Raw genomic sequence first — 23878 nt, forward strand, 5'->3', positions numbered from 1 at the left:
AGCCGGGCCGCGGTTGCGGCCCGGCGTCCTGCTCGTAATCCGGCGGTGGACACCAAGGGAAGATGCAAATGGCATTGGTTAGCGAATACGTTGACGTCAGCGCTGAAGAGGCAAAGCGCGCGCGGCGCGAGCGAATGCTCGCGCGCATCAATAGCGCCGCCGTCTATCTGAACATTCTGGGCCTCGGTTGGCTTGCGCCGCTCGCGCGCATCGCTGCCGGCGACATCGTCAAGCCTCAGTTGAAGGAGTTGCGCCAGGGATTGCTGGTGCCGCTTGTCGGCATCGGCGTCTTTCTCCTCGCCTGGGCCCTGGCTGCACCGCAGGTCAAGACCTCGCTCGGCGCCATTCCCGGGCCAGCCGAAGTGTGGGTCCAGGCAAAGAACCTCTATGCCGACCATCGTGCCGAGCGTGCCAAGCAGGCGGCATTCTACGAGCGCCAGGATGCGCGCAACGCCAAGGCCGTCATCGACGGGCATCCCGAGGAAGTTCGGCATCGCAACTATGCAGGCAAGCCAACTTATTTCGACCAGATCATGACCAGTCTCATGACGGTCGCGCTCGGCTTCGTGGTTGCGACGCTTGTTGCCGTTCCGCTCGGCATCCTCTGCGGCCTGTCCAAGACCATGAATGGCGCACTCAACCCGCTGATCCAGATCTTCAAGCCGGTGTCGCCTCTCGCCTGGTTGCCGATCGTGACGATGGTGGTTTCGGCACTCTATGTGAACCCGTCGGAATTCCTGCCGAAATCGCTGGTCATCTCCGCGATCACAGTAACGCTCTGCTCGCTCTGGCCGACGTTGATCAACACCGCGCTTGGCGTCGCCTCGATCGACAAGGATCTGCTCAACGTCGGGCGCGTGCTGCAGTTGCCGACGTGGCGTACGATCACCAAGCTGGTGCTGCCGAGCTCGCTCCCGCTGATCTTCACCGGTCTGCGGCTTTCGCTCGGCGTCGGCTGGATGGTGCTGATTGCGGCCGAGATGCTGGCGCAGAATCCGGGCCTTGGAAAGTTCGTCTGGGACGAGTTCCAGAACGGCTCGTCGCAATCGCTCGCGCGGATCATCGTGGCGGTGCTGACCATCGGCATCATCGGCTTCCTGCTCGACCGCGTGATGTACGCGTTGCAGTCTGCCTTCACCTTCTCAAGCCAGCGCTGAGGTCGCATGTCGTTCCTGTCTCTCAAGGGTCTGTGCAAGGCCTACGGCACCGGCGCCGAGCGGACCAGCGTGCTCTCCGACGTCAATCTCGAGGTCGCCGAAGGCGAGTTCATAGCCATCGTGGGCTTCTCGGGAAGCGGCAAGACGACGCTGATCTCGACCATCGCAGGGCTCGTACAGCCCGACTCCGGTGAGATCACGCTCAAGGGCGAGCCGGTGCGTGGACCAGGTCCGGACCGTGGAGTCGTGTTCCAGTCCTACTCCCTAATGCCCTGGCTCACCGTGCGCGGCAATGTGGCGCTCGCGGTCGACCAGGTCTTCGCTCGCGAGAGCAGGGCCGAACGCTCGGCGCGGGTCGATCGCTACATCGCCATGGTCGGGCTTTCGCACGCTGCAACGCGCCTGCCTGCCGAGTTGTCCGGTGGCATGCGGCAGCGGGTCGCCGTTGCTCGCGCGCTCGCAACCAGTCCGGAGATCCTCCTGCTCGATGAGCCGTTGTCCGCGCTCGATGCATTGACCCGCGCCAAGCTGCAGGACGAGATCGTCGACATCTGGTCGCGCGACAAGCGCACCGTGGTGCTCATCACCAACGACGTCGACGAGGCGATCCTGCTTGCCGACCGGATCATCCCGCTGCTGCCGGGCCCGGACGCGACCCTGGGCCAGGAGTTCAGGGTCGATATTCCGCGACCGCGCGACCGTGCGTCGGTCAACGAGGACCCGGCGTTCAAGCGGCTGCGCCAAGCCGTCACCAGCTATCTTCTGGACGTTGTCAACGAGCGCGCCTCGCGGTCGGACGGCGAAGTACGTCAGCTGCCGAACGTTGTGCCGATTACCCAGACCGAGAGGCCGCCGGCAGCCTATCGAGAGAAGGCGGCGTCCACCTCCTTCAATCTCGATCGCTATCTCGAATTCTCTCAACTATCGAAGGTCTACCCGACGCCTACCGGACCGCTGACCGTGGTCGATAATTTCGATCTCAAGGTGCGCAAGGGCGAGTTCATCTCGGTGATCGGCCACTCCGGCTGCGGCAAGTCGACGGTGTTGTCGATGACCGCGGGCCTGAACGACGTCTCCTTGGGCGGCATCATTCTCGATGGTCGCGAGGTCACCACGGCCGGCCCCGACCGGGCCGTCGTGTTCCAGGCTCCCTCGCTGTTTCCGTGGCTCACGGCCCGGGAGAATGTTGCGCTGGGCGTCGATCGTGTCTATCCGCACGCCACGCGGCGGCAGCGCGACGAGATCGTCGACTATTACCTCGAGCGCGTCGGTCTCGCCGATTCCTTCGACAAGCCAGCCGCGGCGATGTCGAACGGCATGCGCCAGCGCGTCGGAATCGCGCGTGCCTTCGCGTTGTCCCCGAAGCTGCTGCTGCTGGACGAACCCTTCGGAATGCTCGACAGCCTCACCCGCTGGGACCTCCAGGAAGTGCTGATGGAAGTCTGGAAGCGCACGCAGGTAACGGCCATGTGCGTGACCCACGATGTCGACGAAGCGATCCTGCTTGCCGATCGCGTGGTGATGATGACAAACGGGCCCAATGCTCGGATCGGCCACATCATGGAGGTCGACATTTCCCGGCCCCGCACGCGCAAGACCCTGCTCGAGCATCCGGACTACTACCGCTACCGCCGTGAGCTGCTCGATTTCCTCGAGGCGTATGAGCATGGGGCCGCACCGAAGGCGCCGGCGGTGACCTCGGCAGCGAATCCTGAGGCGGCGTGATCATGATCCACCACACGCTTAATTAATCGACACCAAGCTCAATCCTTGTGCGTCGCACAAGGATTGAGCGAATCGCAAATTAAGCGTGCGAAAAGCCCTGCGAAAATTTCGGGCGACGCGAATAACGTTCTGAAATCCCTGTATTTCACTCGTGCGCGCAATTGGCACGGAAATTGAAACGTCTTTGCGCGACGCCAACGACGACGTCCCTCAACATCATCAATCAGCATCGTGATCTCGCCACCGGGGTGAAGCCTCGGAGCACGCCTCCGTGCCTGGAGGCCGAGCCTGCAACGACGCAGCGGTGAGCCTGGAAGGGATACTCAATGACGAAGAATCCGAATCTGAACTCCACTTGGATTTCAGACTGGCGCCCCGAAGATGAGGCGTTCTGGACTGCGACTGGCAAGACTATCGCGCGACGCAACCTGATCTGGTCGATCGTGGCCGAGCATATCGGCTTCTCGGTCTGGCTGATCTGGAGCATCGTCACCACCAAGCTGCCGCAGGCAGGCTTCCACTACACGACGGACCAGCTGTTCCAGCTGATCGCGGTGCCGGGCCTGATCGGCGCCCTGATGCGCTTTCCCTACACCTTCGCGGTCACGACCTTCGGCGGCCGCAACTGGACCATCTTCAGCGCGGCGATCCTGTTCATCCCGACCTTGTCGCTCGCCTATTTCGTGAGCCAGCCCGACACCCCGTTCTGGCTGATGCTGCTGGTCGCCGCGACCGCCGGCCTCGGCGGCGGCAATTTCGCCTCCAGCATGACCAACATCTCCTTCTTCTTTCCGGATCGGATGAAAGGGTGGGCGCTCGGCCTGAATGCAGCCGGCGGCAATATCGGCGTCTCCAGCGTGCAGCTGTTGACCCCGATCCTGATGACGCTCGCCGTCTTCAACCTGTTCCAGGCCACGCCCGTCGACGGCATCTTCCTGCAGAACGCCGGCCTGATGTGGGTGCTGCCGATCGCGATCGCGGTGTTCGGAGCGGTGTTCTTCATGAACAACCTGACGACGGCCAAGTCGTCGGTGAAGAACCAGCTTGCGATCGTCAAGCGCAAGCACACCTGGATCATGGCGTATCTCTATATCGGCACGTTCGGCTCCTTCATCGGCTATTCCGCGGCGTTTCCGCTGCTGATCAAGACCCAGTTTCCGGCAATGACGATCTCGATCGCGTTCCTGGGGCCGCTGGTCGGCTCACTGTCGCGTCCGCTTGGCGGCTGGCTTGCCGACAGGATCGGCGGTTCCATCCTGACGTTCTGGAACTTCATCGCGATGGCCGGCGCCACGGTCGGCGTGCTCTACTTCGTCGGACAGAAGGATTTCATCGGCTTCCTGTCGATGTTCCTGATCCTGTTCGTGACGACGGGCATCGGCAACGGCTCGACCTACCGCATGATCCCCTCGATCTTCCGCGAGGAGAATCTGTTCAAAGTGCGCGGCAAGGGCGATGCGGCACGCAGCGCCGCATTGAAGACGGCGAGCATCGAGAGCGGCGCGGCAGTCGGCTTCATCGGCGCGATCGGCGCCGTCGGCGGCTACCTGATCCCGACCGGTTTCGGCAAGTCGATCGCCTTGACTGGCGGCCCGCAGCTCGCGCTCGCGATCTATCTCGGCTTCTACGCCTCGTGCCTTGCTCTGACCTGGTGGTTCTATCTGCGTCGCAGCCCGCAGGGCGAGGGCGCGTCAAGCCTTGCCGAAGCAAGAGTCTAAAACTTGGTACGAATCTCGCTTCTCCCCGTACGCGGGGAGAAGACTCTCTGATGACGTTTGACCCATGAACCTTGTTCGCAACGGCGCGCACCAAGGCAAACCGAAACAGACAGGAGAACCACATGACGCCCGAACAGATCACTCTCATCCAGCAGAGCTTCGCCAAGGTCGCACCGATATCGGAGCAGGCTGCGGTGCTGTTCTACGACCGACTGTTCGAGGTGGCGCCGTCCGTGCGCGCGATGTTTCCCGAAGACATGACCGAGCAGCGCAAGAAGTTGATGGGCATGCTCGCCGCCGTCGTCGGCGGCCTCTCGAACCTCGAGACGATTCTTCCCGCGGCCTCCGCGCTCGCCAAGCGTCACGTCGCTTACGGCGCAATGGCCGAGCACTATCCCGTGGTCGGTGCGACCCTGCTGTGGACCCTGGAAAAGGGTCTCGGCGAAGCATGGACGCCCGAACTGGCAAAGGCCTGGACCGACGCCTATGGCGTGCTGTCCGGCTACATGATGTCCGAAGCCTACGGCGCACGGCCGCAGGCGGCTGAATAGGAGATGCCTCGTGAGTGAACCGCTGGTCATCGTCGGTAACGGTATGGCAGCCGCGCGTCTGGTCGACGAACTCGCCAAGACCGCGCTCGGCCGCTACGCGGTCGCCGTCATCGGCGAAGAGCCGCGGCTCGCTTACAATCGCGTCCTGCTCTCGTCCGTGCTGGCCGGCGAGACCGGCTCGCACGAGATCGAGCTGCGGCCGGCAGATTGGTGGCGCCATCGCGGCGTCACCGTCCGCTACGGCTATCGCGTCACCGAGATCGACACCGGGCGTCGCGAGCTGAAGATCGAGGGCGAGGAGAGCATGGAGTACTCCAAGCTCGTGCTCGCCACGGGATCGACGCCGCTGCGGCTCAACGTGCCGGGTGCCGATCTCGCCGGCGTTCACACCTTCCGCGACACCCGCGACGTCGACCTCTTGCTGACGCTGGCCGCGGCGAAGAAACGCGTCGTCGTCGTTGGCGGCGGCCTGCTCGGACTTGAGGCTGCTTATGGTCTCGCCAAGGCCGGCGCGCCCGTCACGCTGCTGCATCTGATGGACCGGCTGATGGAGCGTCAGCTCGACGCGCCCGCGGCCGACCTGCTCAAGACGCTGGTCGAGCGCAAGGGCATCCGCATCCTGCTCAACGCCTCCACTGCCCGCATCCATGGCGATGGTCACGTCGAGGCCGTCGAGCTGGCGGACGGCAGCCGCATCGAGGCCGATGCGGTGATCTTCGCTGCCGGCATCAAGCCGAACGTCGCGCTGGCGAAAGAGGCGGGGATCGCTGTCAACCGCGGCGTCGTCGTCAACGACGTGATGCAGACTTCCTCCTCCGACATCTTCGCGCTCGGTGAATGCGCCGAGCATCGCGGCACCTGCTATGGCCTGGTCGAGCCTGCCTATGAACAGGCGCGCGCGTTGGCGCGGCATCTGGCCGGCCGGCCCGCCGCCTATCAGGGCAGTGTGGTCTCGACCAATCTGAAGGTCTCCGGCGTCAGCGTGTTCTCCGCCGGCGACTTCATGGGTGGGGAGGGCAGCGAGAGTCTCGTCCTCACCGACCGCAGGCGCGGCACCTACAAGAAGCTCGTCATCGCCGACGGCCGGCTCACCGGCGCGGTGCTGATCGGCGATACCGTGGATGCGCTCTGGTATCTCGAGCTGATCCGCAATCGCGACAAGGTGGCGGCGATCCGCACCGACATGATGTTCGGCCGCGCGCTTGCGCTGCCTTCGAAAGCGGCTTGATATGACGGCAATCGATCCAAACCTCCGTGCGACCCGAACGACATGCCCCTATTGCGGCGTCGGTTGCGGCGTGCTGGTGACACCCGACGGCAAGGGCGGGGCTGCGATCGCGGGCGATCCGGATCATCCCGCCAATTTCGGCCGGCTGTGCTCGAAGGGCTCTGCGCTCGGCGAGACCGTTGGCCTCGAAGGCCGTCTGCTCTATCCGATGATCCGCTGCAAGGGTGTGATGGAGCGGGTCGCCTGGAGCGATGCGCTGGATCATGTCGCTCATCGCATGAAGCATATTGTGGCCCGCGACGGCGCCGACGCGGTCGCGTTCTATCTCTCCGGCCAGCTCCTCACGGAGGACTATTACGTCGCCAACAAGCTGATGAAGGGCTTTGTCGGTACGGCCAACGTCGACACCAATTCGCGGCTCTGCATGTCGTCCTCGGTCGCCGGCCATCGCCGTGCCTTCGGCTCGGATACCGTGCCCGGTTGCTATGAAGATCTTGATCAGGCCGATTTGCTGGTCTTCGTCGGCTCCAACGCAGCCTGGTGTCATCCGGTGCTGTTCCAGCGCATGCTGAAGAACAGGCAAGAGCGCGGCGCGCGCATGATCGTGATCGATCCGCGGCGTACCGACACCGCTGAAGACGTCGACCTTTTCCTCGGCCTCAAGCCGGGCACCGACACCGCGTTGTTCTCCGGCCTGTTCGTCCATCTCGCCGACAACGGCGCGCTGGACCAGGACTACATCGCGCAGAGCACGTCGGGTTTCGATGACGCGCTGGCACGCGCGCGCAATATCGCCGGCAGCGTCACTGCGACCGCGCTCGCCACCGGCCTGTCCGAGCAGGACGTCGCCGCCTTCTTCAAGATGTTCCGCGCCACCGAGAAGGTCGTCACGCTCTATTCGCAGGGCGTCAACCAGTCGGCGCAGGGCACCGACAAGGTCAACGCGATTCTCAACTGCCATCTCGCGACGGGACGCATCGGCAAGCCCGGCGCCTCTCCGTTTTCGCTCACCGGCCAACCCAATGCGATGGGCGGCCGCGAGGTCGGCGGGCTCGCCAACATGCTGGCCGCGCACATGGGTTTCACGCCGCCGGACATCGACCGCGTCAGGCGGTTCTGGAAGGCGCCGCGCATCGCCACCCATGAGGGCCTGAAGGCGGTGCAGCTGTTCGAGGCCATCAACCGCGGCGAAGTGAAAGCGCTGTGGGTGATGGGCACCAACCCCGCGGTGTCGCTGCCCGATGCGGACTTCGTGCGCGAGGCGCTGAAGAAGCTCGAGTTGTTCGTCGTCTCCGAGAACGTGCTCTCCAACGACACCGTCGAGGCCGGTCCGCATGTGCTGCTGCCCGCGCTCGCCTGGGGCGAGAAATCAGGCACGGTGACCAACTCCGAGCGCCGCATCTCGCGCCAGCGCTCTTTCCTGCCGGCGCCGGGCGAGGCGCGGCCCGATTGGTGGATCCTGAGCGAGACCGCAAAGCGCCTCGGCTTCGGCGACAGCTTCAACTACAAATCCGCCGCCGAGATCTTCCGCGAGCATGCCGCGCTCTCGGCCTTCGAGAATGAGGGCAGCCGCGATTTCGACATCGGCGCGCTGACCTCACTGTCCGACGAGGGCTTTGATGCCCTGAAGCCGGTGCAGTGGCCGGTGCTCGAAGGCGGGGCGCCCGGCGACCGGTTCTTCGCGAAGGGTGGGTTCTTCACCAATGACGGCAAAGGCCGCTTCGTCGCGCCGGAGGTGCCATCGCTGCGCAGCGAGACGGGTGCTTCGCGCCCCCTCAGGCTCAACACCGGGCGCATTCGCGACCAGTGGCACACCATGACGCGCACGGGTCTCAGCCAGCGCCTCGGCGCGCATCTGCCGGAGCCCTTTGTCGAGATCCATCCTGACGACGCCGGCAAATACGGCATCGTTCATGATGGCTATGCCCGTATCACCACCGATTATGGGCAGTGCATCCTGAAGGCCGTCGTCAGTGGGGGCCAGCAGCGCGGCGCGCTGTTCGTGCCGATCCACTGGAGCGCGATGAACGCCTCGCACGGTCGCGTCGGCGCGCTGGTGCAGTCGTTCACCGATCCGTTTTCCGGGCAGCCGGAGTCCAAGGCGACGCCGGCCGCGATCGCACCTTACGAATTCGTCTTCCGCGGCTTTGCGCTGTCGCGCAAGCAGCTCGCACTTCCGCCGAACCTGCTCTGGACCCGCGTCACCGTCGCCGGCGGCTTCGGCTATCTCTTTGCCGACAATGCGGATCTCTCGCGCTGGCCGGCCTGGCTAGAGACCGTCGCGGGCGAGGACGTCGCCGACTATCGCGACTTCGGCGGCGGTGTCTATCGCGCCGCATCTTTCGCAGGCGATCGCATCGAGACCTGCCTGTTTGTCGGTCCCGCGCATGACGCCGGCGACTGGGAGGTGGTAAAGAGACTGTTCGTTGCCGACCACGTCACCGACGACGAGCGGCGGATGCTGCTGTCAGGTAAATCGAGCGAAGGCGCCGCGTCGACCGGGCCGATCGTCTGCGCCTGCTTCGGCGTCGGCCGCGGAACCATCTGCGACACCATCGCGGCCGGCGCGCGCACCGCCGCCGAGATCGGCGCCAAGCTCAAGGCCGGCACCAATTGCGGGTCGTGCATCCCGGAACTGAAGCGGTTGATTGCAACGACGGAGGCAGCGCCTGCGAAGCAGGCGAAGGTCGCGAGCGCGGTGGGATAGAGATCCCACCGTGCCGGCTCACGATAGGGCGAAGCAGAGTAGCCATCCTGTCCAGAGCGCATCCGGAGTTTGGCTTAGGTCGTTTGAGCCGCGCGATTTCCTCGATTGCGCTGCGTCATCCGACGGTTGTGATACATTCTGACGCAGCCGCGCCAACTCCTTGTTTTTCGTTCCTTCTTGCAAGTTGATGCGTCATCGCTCAACTTAAGCGCGATTTTTTGCAAATCGATTTGACGCAAACCCGGATTGCCGGGTGAGCAGCGAGCTATTGGAGATGACGATGCTCCGACAAATTGCCGACGTCCTTTCAAACCCTGCGAGGCCTTGCAATCGGGCGCTGTTGATCGGCTGGTTGCTGCCGACGCTCACCGCCTTGGGACTGACGGTCTGCCGGGCCGACAGCCCGAGCGGAGAGCCGATCGCAATTCTGTTGGCGGCGGGCGACATCACGGGTTGCCATCAGACCGGTGACAAGCATGCCGCGATGGCAGGGCAGATCCAGAAGGAGATCGAGGCCGCAAAAGACATTCCGCTCGGTATCCTGGCCTTGGGCGATCTGGCCTATGCGGATTACAAACACCAGAAGCCGCAGGCCGGGACTTACGCGTCCTGCTTCAATAGCTTCGTCGCGACATGGGGCGCATATAAGAACCGTATCTTTCCCGTACCGGGAAACCACGACTATTCCGACGATATTACGTCCGCCAAGAAACTCACGCCGGTGAAGCACTACCGGGAGTATTTTGGTCAGCGCATTGCGGAGCTGAAGAGCGGGGCGGGCAGTCCATCCGAAGCGGACGCCAAGAGACTCAGCTTTGTCACACGCTTTCCCAACAGCGAAGGGTGGCTACTCGCCGGACTGAATTTTTACGGCAGTGACGTCGATCCAAAGAAGTGGCTCAAGGAAAAGCTTTCGGCATCAACGGCCCGGTGCGTCTTGGTCTTTACGCATCCGTTCTTCGCGAGTTCAGGTGAGCATGGAAAGGGGAAGGCCTATCAGCCGATCGCGCAGCTCATGCCGATCTTGTACGAACAGGGCGCGACCGTCCTGGTTTCCGGGCACGACCATCATCTCGAGCAGTTCCCGAAGATCGACGGTAAGGGGAAGGTGGACGCCGGCAAAGGCGTGCGCTCGTTCGTCGTCGGCACCGGGGGCGCGACGCTGTATCCCACCTACGTCAAGCATCCGCTGAGCGAGCGCTTTGCCAACAAGAGCAGAGGATTCCTGAAGCTGATCCTTTATCGCGATGGCTACAAATGGTCGTTCGTTGCTGTTGACGGACCGCAGGTCGAGTTGCCCGTCGGCGAAGAGAGCTGTAATCGCAAGCCACCAGCCTAGGTTTGAAGGACATCGTTGGAGTAGGCTTGCGCATGCCAGAGTCATGGAATCCCTGTGCATCTGCAAAGGTGCGGGGGATCGCTGCGCGGCTCCGATCTGTATGCCTCGACGTCCGCCGGATCGTGGCTTAAGCTGGCGCGCTCCGTTCTTTAAGGGAAACAATCACAACAACAATGATGTACCTGGAAACGCCGCCGCGCCTGATCGAAACCAAGCTCTTCTCCGCCATGCCCGACAGGTTCCGCCGCAAAGGCGTGCGGACCGATTGGGTTGACTCCAACCGGCCGAATGTGCCGACCGACAGCTTCATCGAGGGGCCATCCTTCGACAGGGACGGCAATCTCTATATCGTCGACATTCCGTTCGGCCGCATCTTCCGTATCGCGCCGGACGGTGAATGGTCGCAGGTCGCCGAGTATGAGGGATGGCCGAACGGGCTGAAGATCGCATCCGACGGCCGCATCCTGGTCGCCGATTACATGCATGGCATCATGCAGCTCGATGCGAAAGCCGGTCGCATCACGCCGGTGTTGACCGCCCGAAATTCGGAATCGTTTCGTGGCTGCAATGATCTGCATCTTGCTTCCAACGGCGACATCTATTTCACCGATCAGGGGCAGACCGGCCTGCACGACGCCAGCGGCCGGGTCTACCGGCTGGCATCGAATGGTCGGCTCGATTGCCTGCTTGATACCGGCGTCAGCCCGAACGGCCTGGTCCTCGACCCGACCGAGGCGGTGCTGTTCGTCGCGATGACACGCGACAACGCGGTGTGGCGGCTGCCGTTCATGAAGGATGGCAGCGTGTCCAAGGTCGGTCGCTTCTGCTCATTGTTCGGCACAAGCGGTCCAGACGGAATGACGATGGATGCCAAAGGCCGCCTGTTCGTCGGCCACGCCTCGCTCGGCCACGTCTTCGTGTTCGCGCCGAACGGCGAATTGATCGCGCGGATCAAGTCCTGCGCGGGACCGAATTGCACCAATGTCGCGATTGGTGGCGAAAGCAAGGATCGTCTCTATATCACGGAGTCGTCGACCGGCAGCGTGCTGGTTGCGGATATCGGCGGACTGTGAGTTCTTGACATGAACACAAAATCCTTTGGCAAGACCGGCACCAGCGTCTCCGTGATCGGGCAGGGCACGTGGTATCTCGACCACGGCGACCGCAAGCGCGCGATTGCCGCGCTTCAGCGCGGGCTCGATCTCGGCATGACGCATGTCGACACCGCCGAGATGTATGGCGATGCGGAGCTGGTCATCGCCGACGCTATCGCGGGGCGACGCGACGAGGTGTTCCTGGTCTCCAAGGTGCTGCCGAGCAACGCCTCGCGCCGCGGAACCATTACGGCGTGCGAACGCTCGCTGAAGCGGTTGAAGACCGATCGTCTCGATTGCTATCTCCTGCACTGGCGCGGTTCCTATCCGTTGGAGGATACGGTCGCCGCATTCGAGGAGCTCGTGAAGTCAGGCAAGATCAAGTCCTGGGGCGTTTCCAACTTCGACGCCGACGACCTCGACGAGATACTCGATGTGTCCGGCGAAGGCCGTATTGCCTGCAATCAGGTGCTCTATCATCTGAAGGAACGCGCGATCGAGCATGCGGTGATCCCGTGGTGCGAGAAGCATGGTGTCGCCGTCGTCGCCTATTCGCCGTTCGGTCATGACGATTTCCCGGATGCGCGCAGCAAGGGCGGCGCGGTACTTGCCGGCATTGCAGAGGCACGTCGCGCGACGCCGCGTCAGGTCGCGCTGAGCTTCCTGACCCGTGCGACTACGGTATTCGCGATCCCGAAGGCGTCTTCCGCCGATCACGCCGGCGAGAATGCCGCGGCCGGCGATCTCATGCTGACGAAAGACGAGATTTCGCCGCTCGATGCGGCGTTTCCGCGCGGGCCGAAGCCGCGCAGCCTGCCCATGCTGTAACGCACAAAGGCCCATTATTAACGGAGCATTGACGCGCGCGGACGTGGGCGCATATCGGCATCCTGTTTTCGGAAGTTGTGAACGCGGCGCATTTGTCGTTTTTTACAACTGTTCTCGATTCGCATTTTGCCCGGGTTCCAGCCGTGACACCGCCGCCCGCCGTAGCCGCAAGGCTCGACACTATTCCCATGCCCGTGCCTGAAAAGAAGCAGAAGGCTCGCCGCGCGCCCGCGCGCGTCGATCATCCCTTCAAGGGCATTGCCCTGGTACTGCTGTCCACGGTGTTTCTCGGCACCTCCGACACCACCGCCAAATATCTCTCGACCAGCCTGCCGTCGATCGAGATCACCTGGATCCGCTTCGTCACTTTCGCGCTGATGTTCACGCCGGTGATGCTGCCGGGCTCGCCGCTCCATGCGATGCGCACCGAGCGGCTCGGCCTGCAGCTGATGCGCGGCGCCGCTCTGCTCGGCTCCTCGCTGTTCTTCATCACCGGCTTGAGCTTCCTGCCGATCGCGGAAGCGTCCGCCACCGGCTTCGTCTCGCCACTGTTCGTCACCGCGCTGTCGATCATCTTCCTCAGCGAGAAGGTCGGCATGCGGCGCTGGATCGCGACCGCGATCGGTTTGACGGGTGTGCTGATCATCCTGCGGCCGGGCACGAGCGCGTTTCACGCCGCCGCGTTTTTCCCGATCATCTCGGCATTCTGCTGGGCCGCCGCGCTGATCCTGACGCGCATGATGAGCGGGCGCGAAGCCGTGCTCACAACCATGGCCTACTCGGCGCTCACGGGCGTCGCCATCCTTTCGTTGATGGTGCCATTCGTCTGGGTCACGCCGAGCTGGACTGCGATCGGGCTCGGCATCGTGATCGGTGTCGCCTCGACCGTCGGCCAATGGATCATCGTGCTGGCCTATCGCTACGGCGATGCCTCGGTGCTGGCGCCGTTCTCCTACACGCAGCTGCTCTGGGTCAGCATCTTGGGATACTTCATCTTCGGTGAGGTCCCCGACGTCTGGACCGTCGTCGGCGCTGCCTTCATCGTTGCCAGCGGCCTCTACATTGCCCATCGCGAGCGTGTCCGCCGCGCCCAGCTCCTGGTGCTGGAAGAGCGTTCTCCGAACCCCTGACGCAAGTCGTGGCGTCCCGCTTCGTGCTATCAACGGCCCCGACACCAGGGGAGGAGCCGAATGCGCGCCGCGATTTTCAGGAACGGTGAGATTGTCGTGGGCCAGATGGCCGAGCCCAAGCCGGGCCCCGGCCAGGTGCTGGTCAAGACGCTCGCCTGCGGTATCTGCGGCTCCGATCTGCACGCGCGCCAGCACGCCCATCGCATGGTGGAGATGGCGAAGAAGACCGGCCGCAAGCCGATGGACCTCACCCGCGACGTCGTGTTCGGCCATGAGTTCTGCTGCGAGATCGTCGACTACGGTCCCGGCACCGCGCGCAAGCTCAAGCCGGGCACGCGTGTATGCTCGCTGCCAGCGCTGGTAACGCCGCAAGGGATCGAGGGCATCGGCTATTCCAACGACAACATCGGCGGCTATGCCGAAGCGATGCTGCTCAGCGAAGCGCTGCTGCTCGAAGTGCCGAACGGACTTGCCCCGGAACACGCGGCGCTGACCGAGCCGCTCGCCGTCGGGGTGCATGCCGTGGCCAAGGCCAACATCCGTGGCGGCGAAGTGCCGCTCGTGATCGGCTGCGGCCCGGTCGGGCTTGCGGTGATCGCCGCGCTGAAGCTGAAGGGATTGCATCCGATCGTCGCTGCCGATTATTCGCCGGCACGGCGCGCGCTCGCAGCCAGGCTTGGCGCCGACATCGTCGTTGATCCCAAGGTGTCGCAGCCCTATGCGACCTGGGCCGAGCACGCGCAGATGTCGGAGGCGGAGAAAGCGGCGCGGCCGCCGTTCCAGGCGATGCTGCCGGCGCTGAAGCCCGCGATCATCTTCGAATGCGTCGGCGTCCCCGGCCTGTTGCAGCAGGTGTTCGAAGGCGCCCCGCGCGATGCCAGGATCGTCGTGGTCGGCGTCTGCATGGAGAACGACCGAAACGAGCCCATGCTCGGCATCATGAAGGAGCTCAACGTCCAGTATGTGCTCGGCTACACGCCGGAGGAGTTCGCAGCCTCGCTGCGGCTGATCGCGGAGGGACAAGTGGACGCCGCCGCCATGGTAACGGCGGAGGTCGGCATCGACGGCGTTGCAAAAGCCTTCGCCGATCTCGCCAATCCCGAAGCGCACACCAAGATCATCGTGCAGCCGTGGCGGTGACCTCCTACACCGGCAGCGCGATCGAATACTTCACCTGGCTCAGCGCAAAGCTGGACTCGATCGAGGCGATGCCGTCGAGGCGGGTCAGCTTGGTCTTGAGGAACGTCTCGTAGGAGGCGAGGTCGGCGGCGACGACGCGCAGGAGATAGTCGCGGTTGCCGGTCATCAGATAGCATTCCAGCACCTCGTCCCATTTCGAGATTGCGCGGGCGAAGCGGTTGAGATCCTCCTCCTTCTGTCGCGCCAGCTTGATCGAGATGAAGACGCTGACATGCAACCCGAGCGCCTTCTGGTCCACGGTCGCGACATAGCGCGAGATCACGCCGCGCTCCTCGAGTAACTTGACCCGGCGGTGGCACGGCGAGACCGACAGGCCGACCTTGTCGGCGAGCTCCTGCATGGTCAGCCGGCTGTCGGCCTGGAGGTGGCTGAGGATCTTTCGGTCGATGGCGTCGAGCTCTGGCATTGGAATGAAACCTGTCATTGGGGCAATTCGTTGGTAAAATATCCCAATATCGCCAGGTACGGCGCGAAAAATTGAGAAGTTTGGCGCCTTCCGCAGGCGTATCATCGCTCCACCTGATTTCCGGGAGCACTGCCATGCCCGTCGATACCGCCCGCCTCGACACATTGACCGCGCTCAGCCGCAAGGCGCTGTGGCTGTCGTCCTGGACCATTCACCACGCCAACCACATCCGGCCCAATGCCGACGGCCTTAAGGTCGGCGGCCACCAGGCCTCGTCCGCCTCGCTCGCGACCATCATGTCGGCGCTGTACTTCCACGTGCTGCGCCCCGAGGACCGCGTCGCGGTGAAGCCGCATGCGAGTCCGGTGTTCCACGCCATCCAGTATCTGTTCGGCCGCCAAAGCCGCGAGAAGCTGGAGAATTTCCGCGGCTTCAAGGGCGCGCAGTCCTATCCTTCGCGCACCAAGGACGTCGATGACGTCGATTTCTCCACCGGCTCGGTCGGTCTCGGCGTCGCGCAGACGCTGTTCTCGTCGTTGGTGCAGGACTATGTCAAGGCGCATGGCTGGGCGAAAGACCGCCGCGAGGGGCGGATGATCGCGCTGGTCGGCGATGCCGAGATGGACGAGGGCAACATCTGGGAGGCGCTCGCCGAAGGCTGGAAGCACGGCCTGCGCAACACCTGGTGGGTGGTCGACTACAACCGTCAGTCGCTCGACGCCGTCGTGCGCGAAGGTCTTTGGGAAAAGTTCGAGACCATGTTCCGCAATTTCGGCTGGGACGTCGTCATCGTCAAATACGGCCGCCTGATGCGCGAAGCGTTCGCAGAACCCGGCGGCGAGGCGTTGAAGCGCTGGATCGACAATTGCCCGAACGCGCTCTACGCCGCGCTGTGCTTCCAGGGCGGCGCCGCCTTCCGCAAGCACCTGCACGACGAGATCGGCGACCAGGGCCCGATCACGAAGCTGATCGACAAGCGCAGCGACGAGGAGTTGCTGGCACTGATGTCGAACCTCGGCGGCCACGACATGGCGAGCATGCTGGAGTCCTTCGAATCCATCGACCACGATCGCCCGGTCTGCTTCATCGCCTACACCATCAAGGGCGTCGGCCTGCCGTTCCAGGGCCACAAGGACAACCACGCCGGTCTGATGACCGTCGCGCAGATGGAGAAATATCGCGACAGCCAGAACATCCGCCCGGGCCACGAATGGGACAAGTATGAGGGCCTTTCGCAATCCGCCGCCGAGCTCGACGCCTTCCTGGCGCGCGTCCCGTTCAACCAGGACGGCCGGCGCCTGACCGCGCCCGTCGTCGAGGTGCCCGCTCAGCTTGCCTTCAAGCCGTCGCCCCAGATGTCGACCCAGCAGGGCTTTGGCCTCGTGCTGAACGAGATCGCGCGTGGCGACAGCGAGCTCGCCAAACGCATCGTCACGACCTCGCCCGATGTCACCGTCTCGACCAATCTCGGCCCCTGGGTGAACCGCCGCGGCCTGTTCGCGCGTGCGGAGAAGGCGGACTTATTCCGCAGCGAGAAAATTCCTTCCACCTTCAACTGGGATTTTTCGCCGGAGGGACAGCACCTCGAGCTCGGCATCGCCGAGATGAACCTGTTCATCATGCTCTCGGCGCTTGGCCTGTCGCACCAGATCAACGGCGAGCGGCTGCTCCCGGTCGGCACGCTCTACGATCCCTTCATCGAGCGCGGCCTCGATGCCCTGAACTATGCCTGCTACCAGGATGCGCGCTTCATGGTGGCGGCAACGCCCTCGGGCATCACGCTCGCGCCCGAAGGCGGCGCGCACCAGTCGATCGCAACGCCCCTGATCGGCATGGCTCAGGACGGGCTCGCCTCGTTCGAACCGGCCTTCGTCGATGAGCTCGCGGTGATCATGGGCTGGGGCTTTGAGCATATGCAGCGCGATCCGGGCGAGGGCGGCTCGGTCTATTTGCGCCTCTCCACGCGCAGCATCGAACAGGCGCAGCGGATCATGACACCTGAGCTACAGCAGGGCATCACCGATGGCGCCTATTGGCTGCGCAAGCCGGGGCCGAATGCCGAGGTCGTGATCGCCTATACCGGCGCGGTCGCGCCGGAAGCGATCGAGGCCACTGGCTTTATCGGCGAGAGCCGGCGCGACATCGGCCTGCTGGCGATCACCTCGGCTGATCGCCTTCACTCCGGGTGGACTGCCGCGCGAAAATTGCGGCGGGATCGCCGCGGTGTGCAGCATCTCAGCCATATCGAAAAGCTGCTCGCGCCGCTGCCGCGCGACTGCGGCATCGTGACGGTGATCGATGGCCATCCGTCCGCGCTCGGCTGGCTCGGCAGCGTCGGCGGCCACCGCGTCGAGGCGCTCGGCGTCGAGCAGTTCGGCCAGACCGGCAGCATCGCCGACCTTTATCGCCATTACGGCATCGATGCGAATGCGATCATCGATGCGGCGGAAAGCCTCACCACCGGCGCGCCGGTGCTGCATCGGAAGATGGCGGTGTAGCCGGGGTAACCGGGGCGATAATGCGCGCCCCGGAATGACGGCTGCGCCACCTTGCCACGTTCCCGCCATCGGCTCATATAACCTCCGTCCGCCGCAACGCTGGCCCCGCATATGGCGGGTTCAATTGCCGGCGCTTTCGTGCAAGGATGCCTGCCGAAACGCCCCCACCATGCCCCCAAGAAGAGGTTAACGATGGTCAATCGCATGCAATTCTACATCGACGGTGCCTGGGTCGATCCGGCCGTCAAGAAGTCCACCGCCGTGGTCAATCCCGCGACGGAAGAGGCGATGTACGAGGTTGCGCTGGGCTCCAAGGCCGACGTGGACAAGGCGGTTGCCGCCGCCAAGCGCGCCTTCGCGACCTTCTCCCAGACCAGCCGCGAGGAGCGCGTCGCGCTGCTCACCAAGGTCATCGAGGTCTACAAGGGCCGCCTCAAGGAGATCGGCGCCGCCGTCTCCGACGAGATGGGCGCCCCGCTGCCGATGGCGGAGAAGCTGCAGGCCGGCGCCGGTCTCGGCCATCTCATGACCACGCTCGACGTGCTCAAGAACTATCACTTCGAGGAGCCGGTCGGCACCGCCATGGTGCTGCGCGAGCCGATCGGCGTGGTCGGCATGATCACGCCCTGGAACTGGCCGCTGAACCAGATCGCCTGCAAGGTCGCGCCCGCGCTCGCCGCCGGCTGCACCATGATCCTGAAGCCGAGCGAGTTCACCCCGACCTCGGCGCTGATCTTCGCGGAAATCCTCCATGAAGCCGGCGTGCCGAAGGGCGTGTTCAACCTCGTCAACGGCCTCGGCCCCGAGGTCGGTGCCGCCATGAGCGAGCATCCCGACATCGACATGATCTCGTTCACCGGCTCGACCCGCGCCGGCATCGATGTGGCCAAGCGCGCCGCGCCGACCGTGAAGCGCGTCAGCCAGGAGCTGGGCGGCAAGTCGCCGAACGTCATCCTCGAAGGCGCCGACCTCACGAAGGCGGTCACCGGCGGCGTGATGCACATGTTCAACAACTCCGGCCAGTCCTGCAACGCGCCCTCGCGCATGATCGTGCCGCTGTCCAAGATGAAGGACGTCGCCGCGATCGCGAAGGCCGTCGCCGACAAGACCAAGGCCGGTGATCCCCGCGCCGAAGGCACCACCATCGGCCCGGTGGTCAATCGCGGTCAGTGGGACAAGATCCAGGGCCTGATCAAGAAGGGCATCGACGAGGGCGCAACGCTCGTCGCCGGCGGCCCGGGCCTGCCCGAAGGCGTCAACAAGGGCTTCTACGTCCGCCCGACCATCTTCGCCGACGTCACGCCCGACATGACGATCGCCCGCGAAGAGATCTTCGGGCCGGTGCTGACCATCATCGGCGCCAAGGACGAGTCCGAGGCCGTGCAGATCGCCAACGACACGCCCTATGGCCTTGCCGGCTATGTCACGGGTGCAACGGTCGAGGACGCCAAGCGCGTCGGCCGTCAGATCCGCGCCGGCAACGTCAACCTGCAGGGCGTGCCCAACGACCGTACCGCGCCGTTCGGCGGCTACAAGCAGTCCGGCAACGGCCGCGAGTGGGGCAAGTACGGCCTCGAGGACTTCCTCGAAGTGAAGGCGGTTGCGGGCTTCAACGCGGCGTAAGCGCCAGCGGTTGAACAAACACGACGCCGGAGCGGGCGACCGCTCCGGCGTTTTTGTTTTTGCCGTCATTGCGAGCGAAGCGAAGCAATCCAGGAATTTCTCCGCGGCAACAGTCTGGATTGCTTCGTCGCAAGAGCTCCTCGCAATGACGAGGAGAGAGCGGTGCGGGACTCTATCCCCCCAACGCGCCCTGCGTGTTCACATACAGCGCGTAGATCGACTGGCTCGCCGCCATGAACAGGCGGTTGCGCTTGACGCCGCCGAAGCAGACGTTGGCGCAGCGCTCGGGCAGCGCGATGCGGCCGATCATGACGCCGTCGGGTGCGAACACCACGACGCCGTCGAGATCGGGATCGCCCATGCCCCAGCCGCACCAGAGATTGCCGTCGATGTCGACGCGGAAACCGTCCGGCGTGCCGGGGCCGGCATCGACGAAGACGCGCTTGTTCGAAAGCTTGTCACCGGAAGGCGAGACGTCATAGGCGAGAATTTTGCGGGTCGGCACGCCGCGAGATTCGATGAGGTAGAGGATCTTCTCGTCCGGCGAGAAGGCGAGCCCGTTTGGCCCGAGCACACCCTCGGCGACGACGGTGGTTTTGCGGGTCTCCGGGTCGAGCCTGTAGACGTTCATGTCGATCTCGGGCTCGGCCTTGTAGCCCTCGTAGTTGCCGAGCAGGCCGAAGGTCGGATCGGTGAACCAGATCGAGCCGTCCGATTTGACAACGACATCGTTCGGCGAGTTCAACCGCTTGCCGTTGAATTGATCCATCAGCACGGTGATGCTGCCGTCATATTCGGTGCGCGTCACGCGTCGTCCGCCATGCTCGCAGGTGACGAGCCGGCCCTGGCGGTCGCGCGTATTGCCGTTGGCGAAATTCGATGGCTTGCGGAACACGGAGACCACGCCGGTCTCCTCCTCCCATTTGATGATGCGCTGGTTCGGGATGTCGCTGCAGAGCAGATAGCGTCCGTCGCCGAACCACACGGGACCCTCGGCCCAGCGCAGGCCGGTCGCGAGCCGCTCCACCGCCGACAGTTTCAGCCAGTATCTTTCGAAGCGGGGATCGAGCGCCTTGATCGCGGGATCGGGGTAATAGGTCGCCGGCCGCCAGCCTGGCCGCTCCTGGGTGTGAGACGATGCCTCATTCATGTCGGTTCTCTCGTTTCGTTCCCTCTGGACAATGCTGCTATCATTAGAGACACGTGACGGCAAATCGGTCACCAACGGCGAGGGACAACATGCCGCGTATTCTGATGACGGGAGCTGCGGGCGGAATCGGCACGAGCCTGCGGAAGCTGTTGCCGCCGATCTATCCGGATCTCCTGCTCTCCGACATCAAGCCGCCGGCCGATCTCGGCGCGAAGGAGCAGTTCAAGGCGGCGGACCTCGCCGATCTCGCGCAATGCGAGGCGATCTGCGAGGGCGTCGACGGCATCATCCATTTCGGCGGCTATTCGGTCGAAGGCACCTGGGATCAGATCCTCCAGGCCAACATCATCGGCGGCTACAATCTGTTCGAGGCGGCTTACCGCAAGGGTGTCAAGCGCGTGGTGTTCGCCTCCTCGAACCACGCCGTCGGCTTCTATCCGCGCCACCACAAGATCGGCACCGACGTGACCCCACGCCCTGACGGCCGCTACGGCGTCAGCAAGGTGTTCGGCGAGGCCGTCGGTGCGCTGTACGCCGACAAGCACGGAATGAAGGTGACGTGCCTGCGCATCGGCAATTTCGGCGACATGCCGCTCGACCAGCGCCGGCTCTCGATCTGGCTCAAGCCCGATGACCTCGTACAGCTCTGCCGCATCGGGCTCGAGCATCCGGATATCCATTTCGAAGTCTTCTACGGCGCCTCCCTTAACGAGCGCGCCTGGTGGGACAACCACCGCGCCTACGAATTCGGCTATCGGCCCACGGGCCGCGCCGAAGATTTCCGTGAGCACGCGATGGCCGAGCAGGCCAAGCTGAAGCCGGATCCGGTCGGCGACTATTTCCAGGGCGGCACGTTCTGCAGCATGGAGTTCGATGCCGATCCGGGCCGGGTCATCGACTGGAAGAAGCGGTAACCCGCGACGGGAGTGTCATGACGAGCGTAGCGAAGCAGTCCAGAATCTCTCCGGAGCGGCAGTCTGGATTGCTTCGCTCACAGTGATACGTCGCCGGCCCTCGACTCGCCTGATCGCCGGTGCAACGTGAGTTTGGGCTAAGCTCCGCTCGCAAATCCCACGAACGTCGTCGCTTCGTCGACCGACTTGCGCTCTGAGATGACGGCATTGGCAGGAAAACTGTCGTCCGGCCAGCCTAACGCGATGCTTTTCATGATCACCTGATCATCCGCAATTCCGGCATGCTCGCGCACGACGGGTGATTGCATGATGCCCTGGCTGTTGATCACGGCGCCAAGCCCACGCGACCAGGCCGCGTTGACGAGCGCGGTCGCCACGGCGCCGCAGTCGAAGGCCGTGTCGTCACTCGAAGCCAACTCACGATCGTATGTGATGATCACGCACACGGGCGCGTCGAACTGGCGAAAACCGCGCAGGACCCAATCTTGCCGCTTCTGCTTGTCGTCTCGCGCAATTCCCATCGCGCTGAACAACTGCTTGGCAACGCCAATCTGGCGTTCGCGATGGACTCCCTCAAATGCCTGGCCGGTTCGAAATTCGCGCGAGTGCGGCACTCCCGCCAGATTGCGCTCAGTGTTGCCCTGACGGATACGATCCAGCGGCTCCCCGGTGATGACATAGAAATTCCACGGCTGGGTATTCATCGACGACGGCGCGCGCATGGCCAGCGCCAGGATTTCCTTGATCAATTCCTGCGGGACGGGGGCGGACTTGTAGCCGCGAATGCTTCGCCGGCCGAGAATGACATCATCAAATTCCATTTTACGGCATCCTGAAATGGGCTCGATGCCGCGTTCTCCCCTACGATTTTGATTATGTCCATAGCCTTTTGAAGTGCGGGCGGCCCGCTGGCCCTTGGCAGCAGCGCGCGGGATGGGGAGAGCGAAGCAAGGCCCATCAAGCGACTCTGAATTGCCTCGCTGCGCTCGCAATGCCGTGCTGATGCAGCTTCCTATCATCGTAGATAGACGACTCGCACCGCTCCGTTGATCTAGGTCAACACTGCCCCGGACATCGTCTGTCTCTCGACATTTGCGATCGCAATTCGGGAGCCACGACAATGAGAATCAAATTGTCAGCCATCGCGATGATTGTGACGTTCGTATCAAACCCCGTGCAAGCCGCAGCGCTCACCGATGCGGAGGCAACGTTCCTCGACCAGCTCGTCGTCGCATCCGTGGTGCTGGAGCAGCGATGCGACGGCTACGAGGTCGATGGCAGCGGCGGCGTTCAGCTCGGCGCCCGGCTGCTCGGCAGCCCCGAGGCGGCGATGGCCATGATCGACGCCTATGCCGCCGCCATCAACGCCCGCGATGGCGAAAGCTACGATCCCCGCAAACTCCGCCCCGAAGTGTCCGACGCGGCCAGCAGAACCTTCAGGCGCATCCGAACGGACTTGATCAGAAACCCGAAAAGGGCTTGCGCCGACTATGGCGAAGCGAGCGTGGATCGCGGGCTGCTGAGACGGTACTGAATTCTTCAGCGTCTGACTGCCATGCCGGCGTTCACGGCATCGCGCGGCCCGACGTCAGAAATGCAGGTTGATGCGCAATAGAGCCTGGTGGCGCTCGAACTGATCGAGGTTGAGGTTGCGGCTGTCGCCGGCGGCACGGCCTGCAATCTGCGTCTGCCAGGTGCCGGAGATGCCGATCTCCTTTGAGATGGTGTAGGAGAAGGTGGGGCCTGCGAAGACCGCGTCTCCCGCAAAGCGGTCGAGCCCACCACCGTCATAGGCCCGCGCATAGCGAACGCCGAGGCCGAGCACGAGTGCGGGCTGCAACGCGTACGAGATCGCGGCCTGGAGCTGCATCTCGGAATCGTGTCGCCACAGATTGGTGGCAATCTCGCGTGTTCCCCCGGTCGCGTACCAGACGTTGAATGCCGCAAACAGCCTGTCCTTGACCAACTCGCGGTCGAACAGCGCGGCAAACTCTCCGCCATACTGCTCGATGTGCATGCCGCTGCCGTCGTCGATCCGGCTCCAGCCGGGTTGAGCATGAAGGGTCAAGCCAAACGGGGCGACGGCACGATCGATCAGCTTGTATCGCAGTTCGACAGCCGCACCGCTGAAAGCAAGGTCCTGATGATCGGCAAGCCCCGGCACGCCGTTGATGCGCTGTCCGCTCAGCGCAAATCCCGGCGCGATCCGGAAATTGTCCGACAGAGTGAACTTGGCCTGATTGAGCCCAGCCCAGGCTGCGTATGTCCCGGAGCGCTTGCCGAACGCCCCGACATTCTCGAACTCCACTTCGATTTCGCCCGGCTTTCCGATATCGGAGCCCATGCTGAAACCAAAAATATGCTCGGTGTCGATCTCGGCATGAGCTGACGACAGGCCGTGCGCTGGCTTGGAGAGGCCGCCGTTCAATGGCGTGCGGAGCTCGGGAAATGGCTGCCTCGGCTGCTCGCCGGCGAAGGCCGAGATGCAGCTCGCCAGGAGGACGGCCGAAACCACGGCCGCGGCTGTGCCGTGCGCGAAGATCATTTTTCTGGACACGAACACTCCACCCTTGACCCGCGGCAGGCGCGATGTGCGCACGTCACCGATCG

Annotated in this window: 19 protein-coding genes; 15 read left to right on the forward strand and 4 right to left on the reverse strand. The window is 63.8% G+C overall.

Going from position 1 to position 23878, the window contains the following annotated elements; all coding sequences use genetic code 11:
• Window positions 1-68: 68 nt before the first annotated feature.
• The 11 genes from Q0743_RS24565 (at window position 69) to Q0743_RS24615 (ending at window position 14617) form a co-directional block, all read left to right on the forward strand.
• On the forward strand, window positions 69-1157 hold the full coding sequence (locus Q0743_RS24565) for an ABC transporter permease (RefSeq protein WP_298244062.1): 1089 nt from the start codon (window positions 69-71) through the stop codon (window positions 1155-1157).
• A 6-nt stretch (window positions 1158-1163) separates the two neighbouring features.
• Window positions 1164-2882 carry a nitrate ABC transporter ATP-binding protein gene (locus Q0743_RS24570; protein ID WP_298244063.1) on the forward strand — a complete coding sequence of 573 codons (1719 nt, stop codon included), beginning with the start codon at window positions 1164-1166 and terminating at the stop codon, window positions 2880-2882.
• A 326-nt stretch (window positions 2883-3208) separates the two neighbouring features.
• Window positions 3209-4600, forward strand: a complete 1392-nt coding sequence (locus Q0743_RS24575) for an MFS transporter (protein ID WP_298244064.1) — start codon at window positions 3209-3211, stop codon at window positions 4598-4600.
• 122 nt (window positions 4601-4722) lie between these two features.
• Window positions 4723-5151 carry a globin family protein gene (locus tag Q0743_RS24580; RefSeq protein WP_097659768.1) on the forward strand — a complete coding sequence of 143 codons (429 nt, stop codon included), beginning with the start codon at window positions 4723-4725 and terminating at the stop codon, window positions 5149-5151.
• Window positions 5152-5161: 10 nt separating this feature from the next.
• Window positions 5162-6379, forward strand: a complete 1218-nt coding sequence (locus Q0743_RS24585) for an FAD-dependent oxidoreductase (RefSeq protein WP_298244065.1) — start codon at window positions 5162-5164, stop codon at window positions 6377-6379.
• 1 nt (window position 6380) lies between these two features.
• Window positions 6381-9086 carry a nitrate reductase gene (locus tag Q0743_RS24590; protein ID WP_298244066.1) on the forward strand — a complete coding sequence of 902 codons (2706 nt, stop codon included), beginning with the start codon at window positions 6381-6383 and terminating at the stop codon, window positions 9084-9086.
• Between the two features lie 253 nt (window positions 9087-9339).
• The gene (locus tag Q0743_RS24595; protein WP_298244067.1) at window positions 9340-10425 is read left to right on the forward strand and encodes a metallophosphoesterase; all 1086 of its coding nucleotides are present in this window, start codon (window positions 9340-9342) and stop codon (window positions 10423-10425) included.
• Window positions 10426-10601: 176 nt separating this feature from the next.
• Window positions 10602-11498 (forward strand): SMP-30/gluconolactonase/LRE family protein, encoded by an 897-nt coding sequence (locus Q0743_RS24600; protein WP_298244096.1) that lies wholly within the window; start codon window positions 10602-10604, stop codon window positions 11496-11498.
• A gap of 9 nt (window positions 11499-11507) precedes the next feature.
• Window positions 11508-12347, forward strand: a complete 840-nt coding sequence (locus Q0743_RS24605; protein WP_298244068.1) for an aldo/keto reductase — start codon at window positions 11508-11510, stop codon at window positions 12345-12347.
• A gap of 188 nt (window positions 12348-12535) precedes the next feature.
• Entirely contained in the window at window positions 12536-13477 is a 942-nt protein-coding gene (locus Q0743_RS24610) for a DMT family transporter (RefSeq protein ID WP_298244069.1), read from the forward strand.
• A 60-nt stretch (window positions 13478-13537) separates the two neighbouring features.
• Window positions 13538-14617, forward strand: a complete 1080-nt coding sequence (locus Q0743_RS24615) for a zinc-binding dehydrogenase (protein WP_298244070.1) — start codon at window positions 13538-13540, stop codon at window positions 14615-14617.
• Window positions 14618-14621: 4 nt separating this feature from the next.
• Here Q0743_RS24615 and Q0743_RS24620 read toward each other — a convergent pair whose 3' ends face one another.
• Window positions 14622-15083 (reverse strand): Lrp/AsnC family transcriptional regulator, encoded by a 462-nt coding sequence (locus tag Q0743_RS24620; protein ID WP_097659511.1) that lies wholly within the window; start codon window positions 15081-15083, stop codon window positions 14622-14624.
• A gap of 134 nt (window positions 15084-15217) precedes the next feature.
• On the opposite strand from Q0743_RS24620, the gene Q0743_RS24625 reads away from it, so the two are divergent.
• Window positions 15218-17581, forward strand: coding sequence for a transketolase (locus Q0743_RS24625; RefSeq protein ID WP_298244071.1), 2364 nt, complete (start codon window positions 15218-15220; stop codon window positions 17579-17581).
• A 192-nt stretch (window positions 17582-17773) separates the two neighbouring features.
• Window positions 17774-19204: an aldehyde dehydrogenase family protein gene (locus tag Q0743_RS24630; protein ID WP_298244072.1), complete on the forward strand. Its 1431-nt coding sequence runs from the start codon at window positions 17774-17776 to the stop codon at window positions 19202-19204.
• A 172-nt stretch (window positions 19205-19376) separates the two neighbouring features.
• Here the strand turns inward: Q0743_RS24630 and Q0743_RS24635 are convergent, their stop codons facing one another.
• Window positions 19377-20354, reverse strand: coding sequence for an SMP-30/gluconolactonase/LRE family protein (locus Q0743_RS24635; RefSeq protein WP_298244073.1), 978 nt, complete (start codon window positions 20352-20354; stop codon window positions 19377-19379).
• A gap of 89 nt (window positions 20355-20443) precedes the next feature.
• Here Q0743_RS24635 and Q0743_RS24640 point away from each other — a divergent pair, with 89 nt between their 5' ends.
• Complete coding sequence (locus Q0743_RS24640) at window positions 20444-21268, forward strand: NAD(P)-dependent oxidoreductase (RefSeq protein WP_298244074.1); 825 nt, start codon at window positions 20444-20446, stop codon at window positions 21266-21268.
• Between the two features lie 137 nt (window positions 21269-21405).
• Here Q0743_RS24640 and Q0743_RS24645 read toward each other — a convergent pair whose 3' ends face one another.
• Window positions 21406-22089 carry a nitroreductase gene (locus Q0743_RS24645; protein WP_298244075.1) on the reverse strand — a complete coding sequence of 228 codons (684 nt, stop codon included), beginning with the start codon at window positions 22087-22089 and terminating at the stop codon, window positions 21406-21408.
• Window positions 22090-22388: 299 nt separating this feature from the next.
• Between Q0743_RS24645 and Q0743_RS24650 the strand changes: the two genes are divergently transcribed.
• Window positions 22389-22802 carry a hypothetical protein gene (locus Q0743_RS24650; RefSeq protein WP_298244076.1) on the forward strand — a complete coding sequence of 138 codons (414 nt, stop codon included), beginning with the start codon at window positions 22389-22391 and terminating at the stop codon, window positions 22800-22802.
• A gap of 54 nt (window positions 22803-22856) precedes the next feature.
• Here the strand turns inward: Q0743_RS24650 and Q0743_RS24655 are convergent, their stop codons facing one another.
• Window positions 22857-23825, reverse strand: a complete 969-nt coding sequence (locus Q0743_RS24655; RefSeq protein ID WP_298244077.1) for a hypothetical protein — start codon at window positions 23823-23825, stop codon at window positions 22857-22859.
• Between the last annotated feature and the right edge of the window lie 53 nt (window positions 23826-23878).

The sequence above is a fragment of the uncultured Bradyrhizobium sp. genome, from assembly GCF_936943645.1.
Taxonomy (GTDB): Bacteria; Pseudomonadota; Alphaproteobacteria; order Rhizobiales; family Xanthobacteraceae; genus Bradyrhizobium.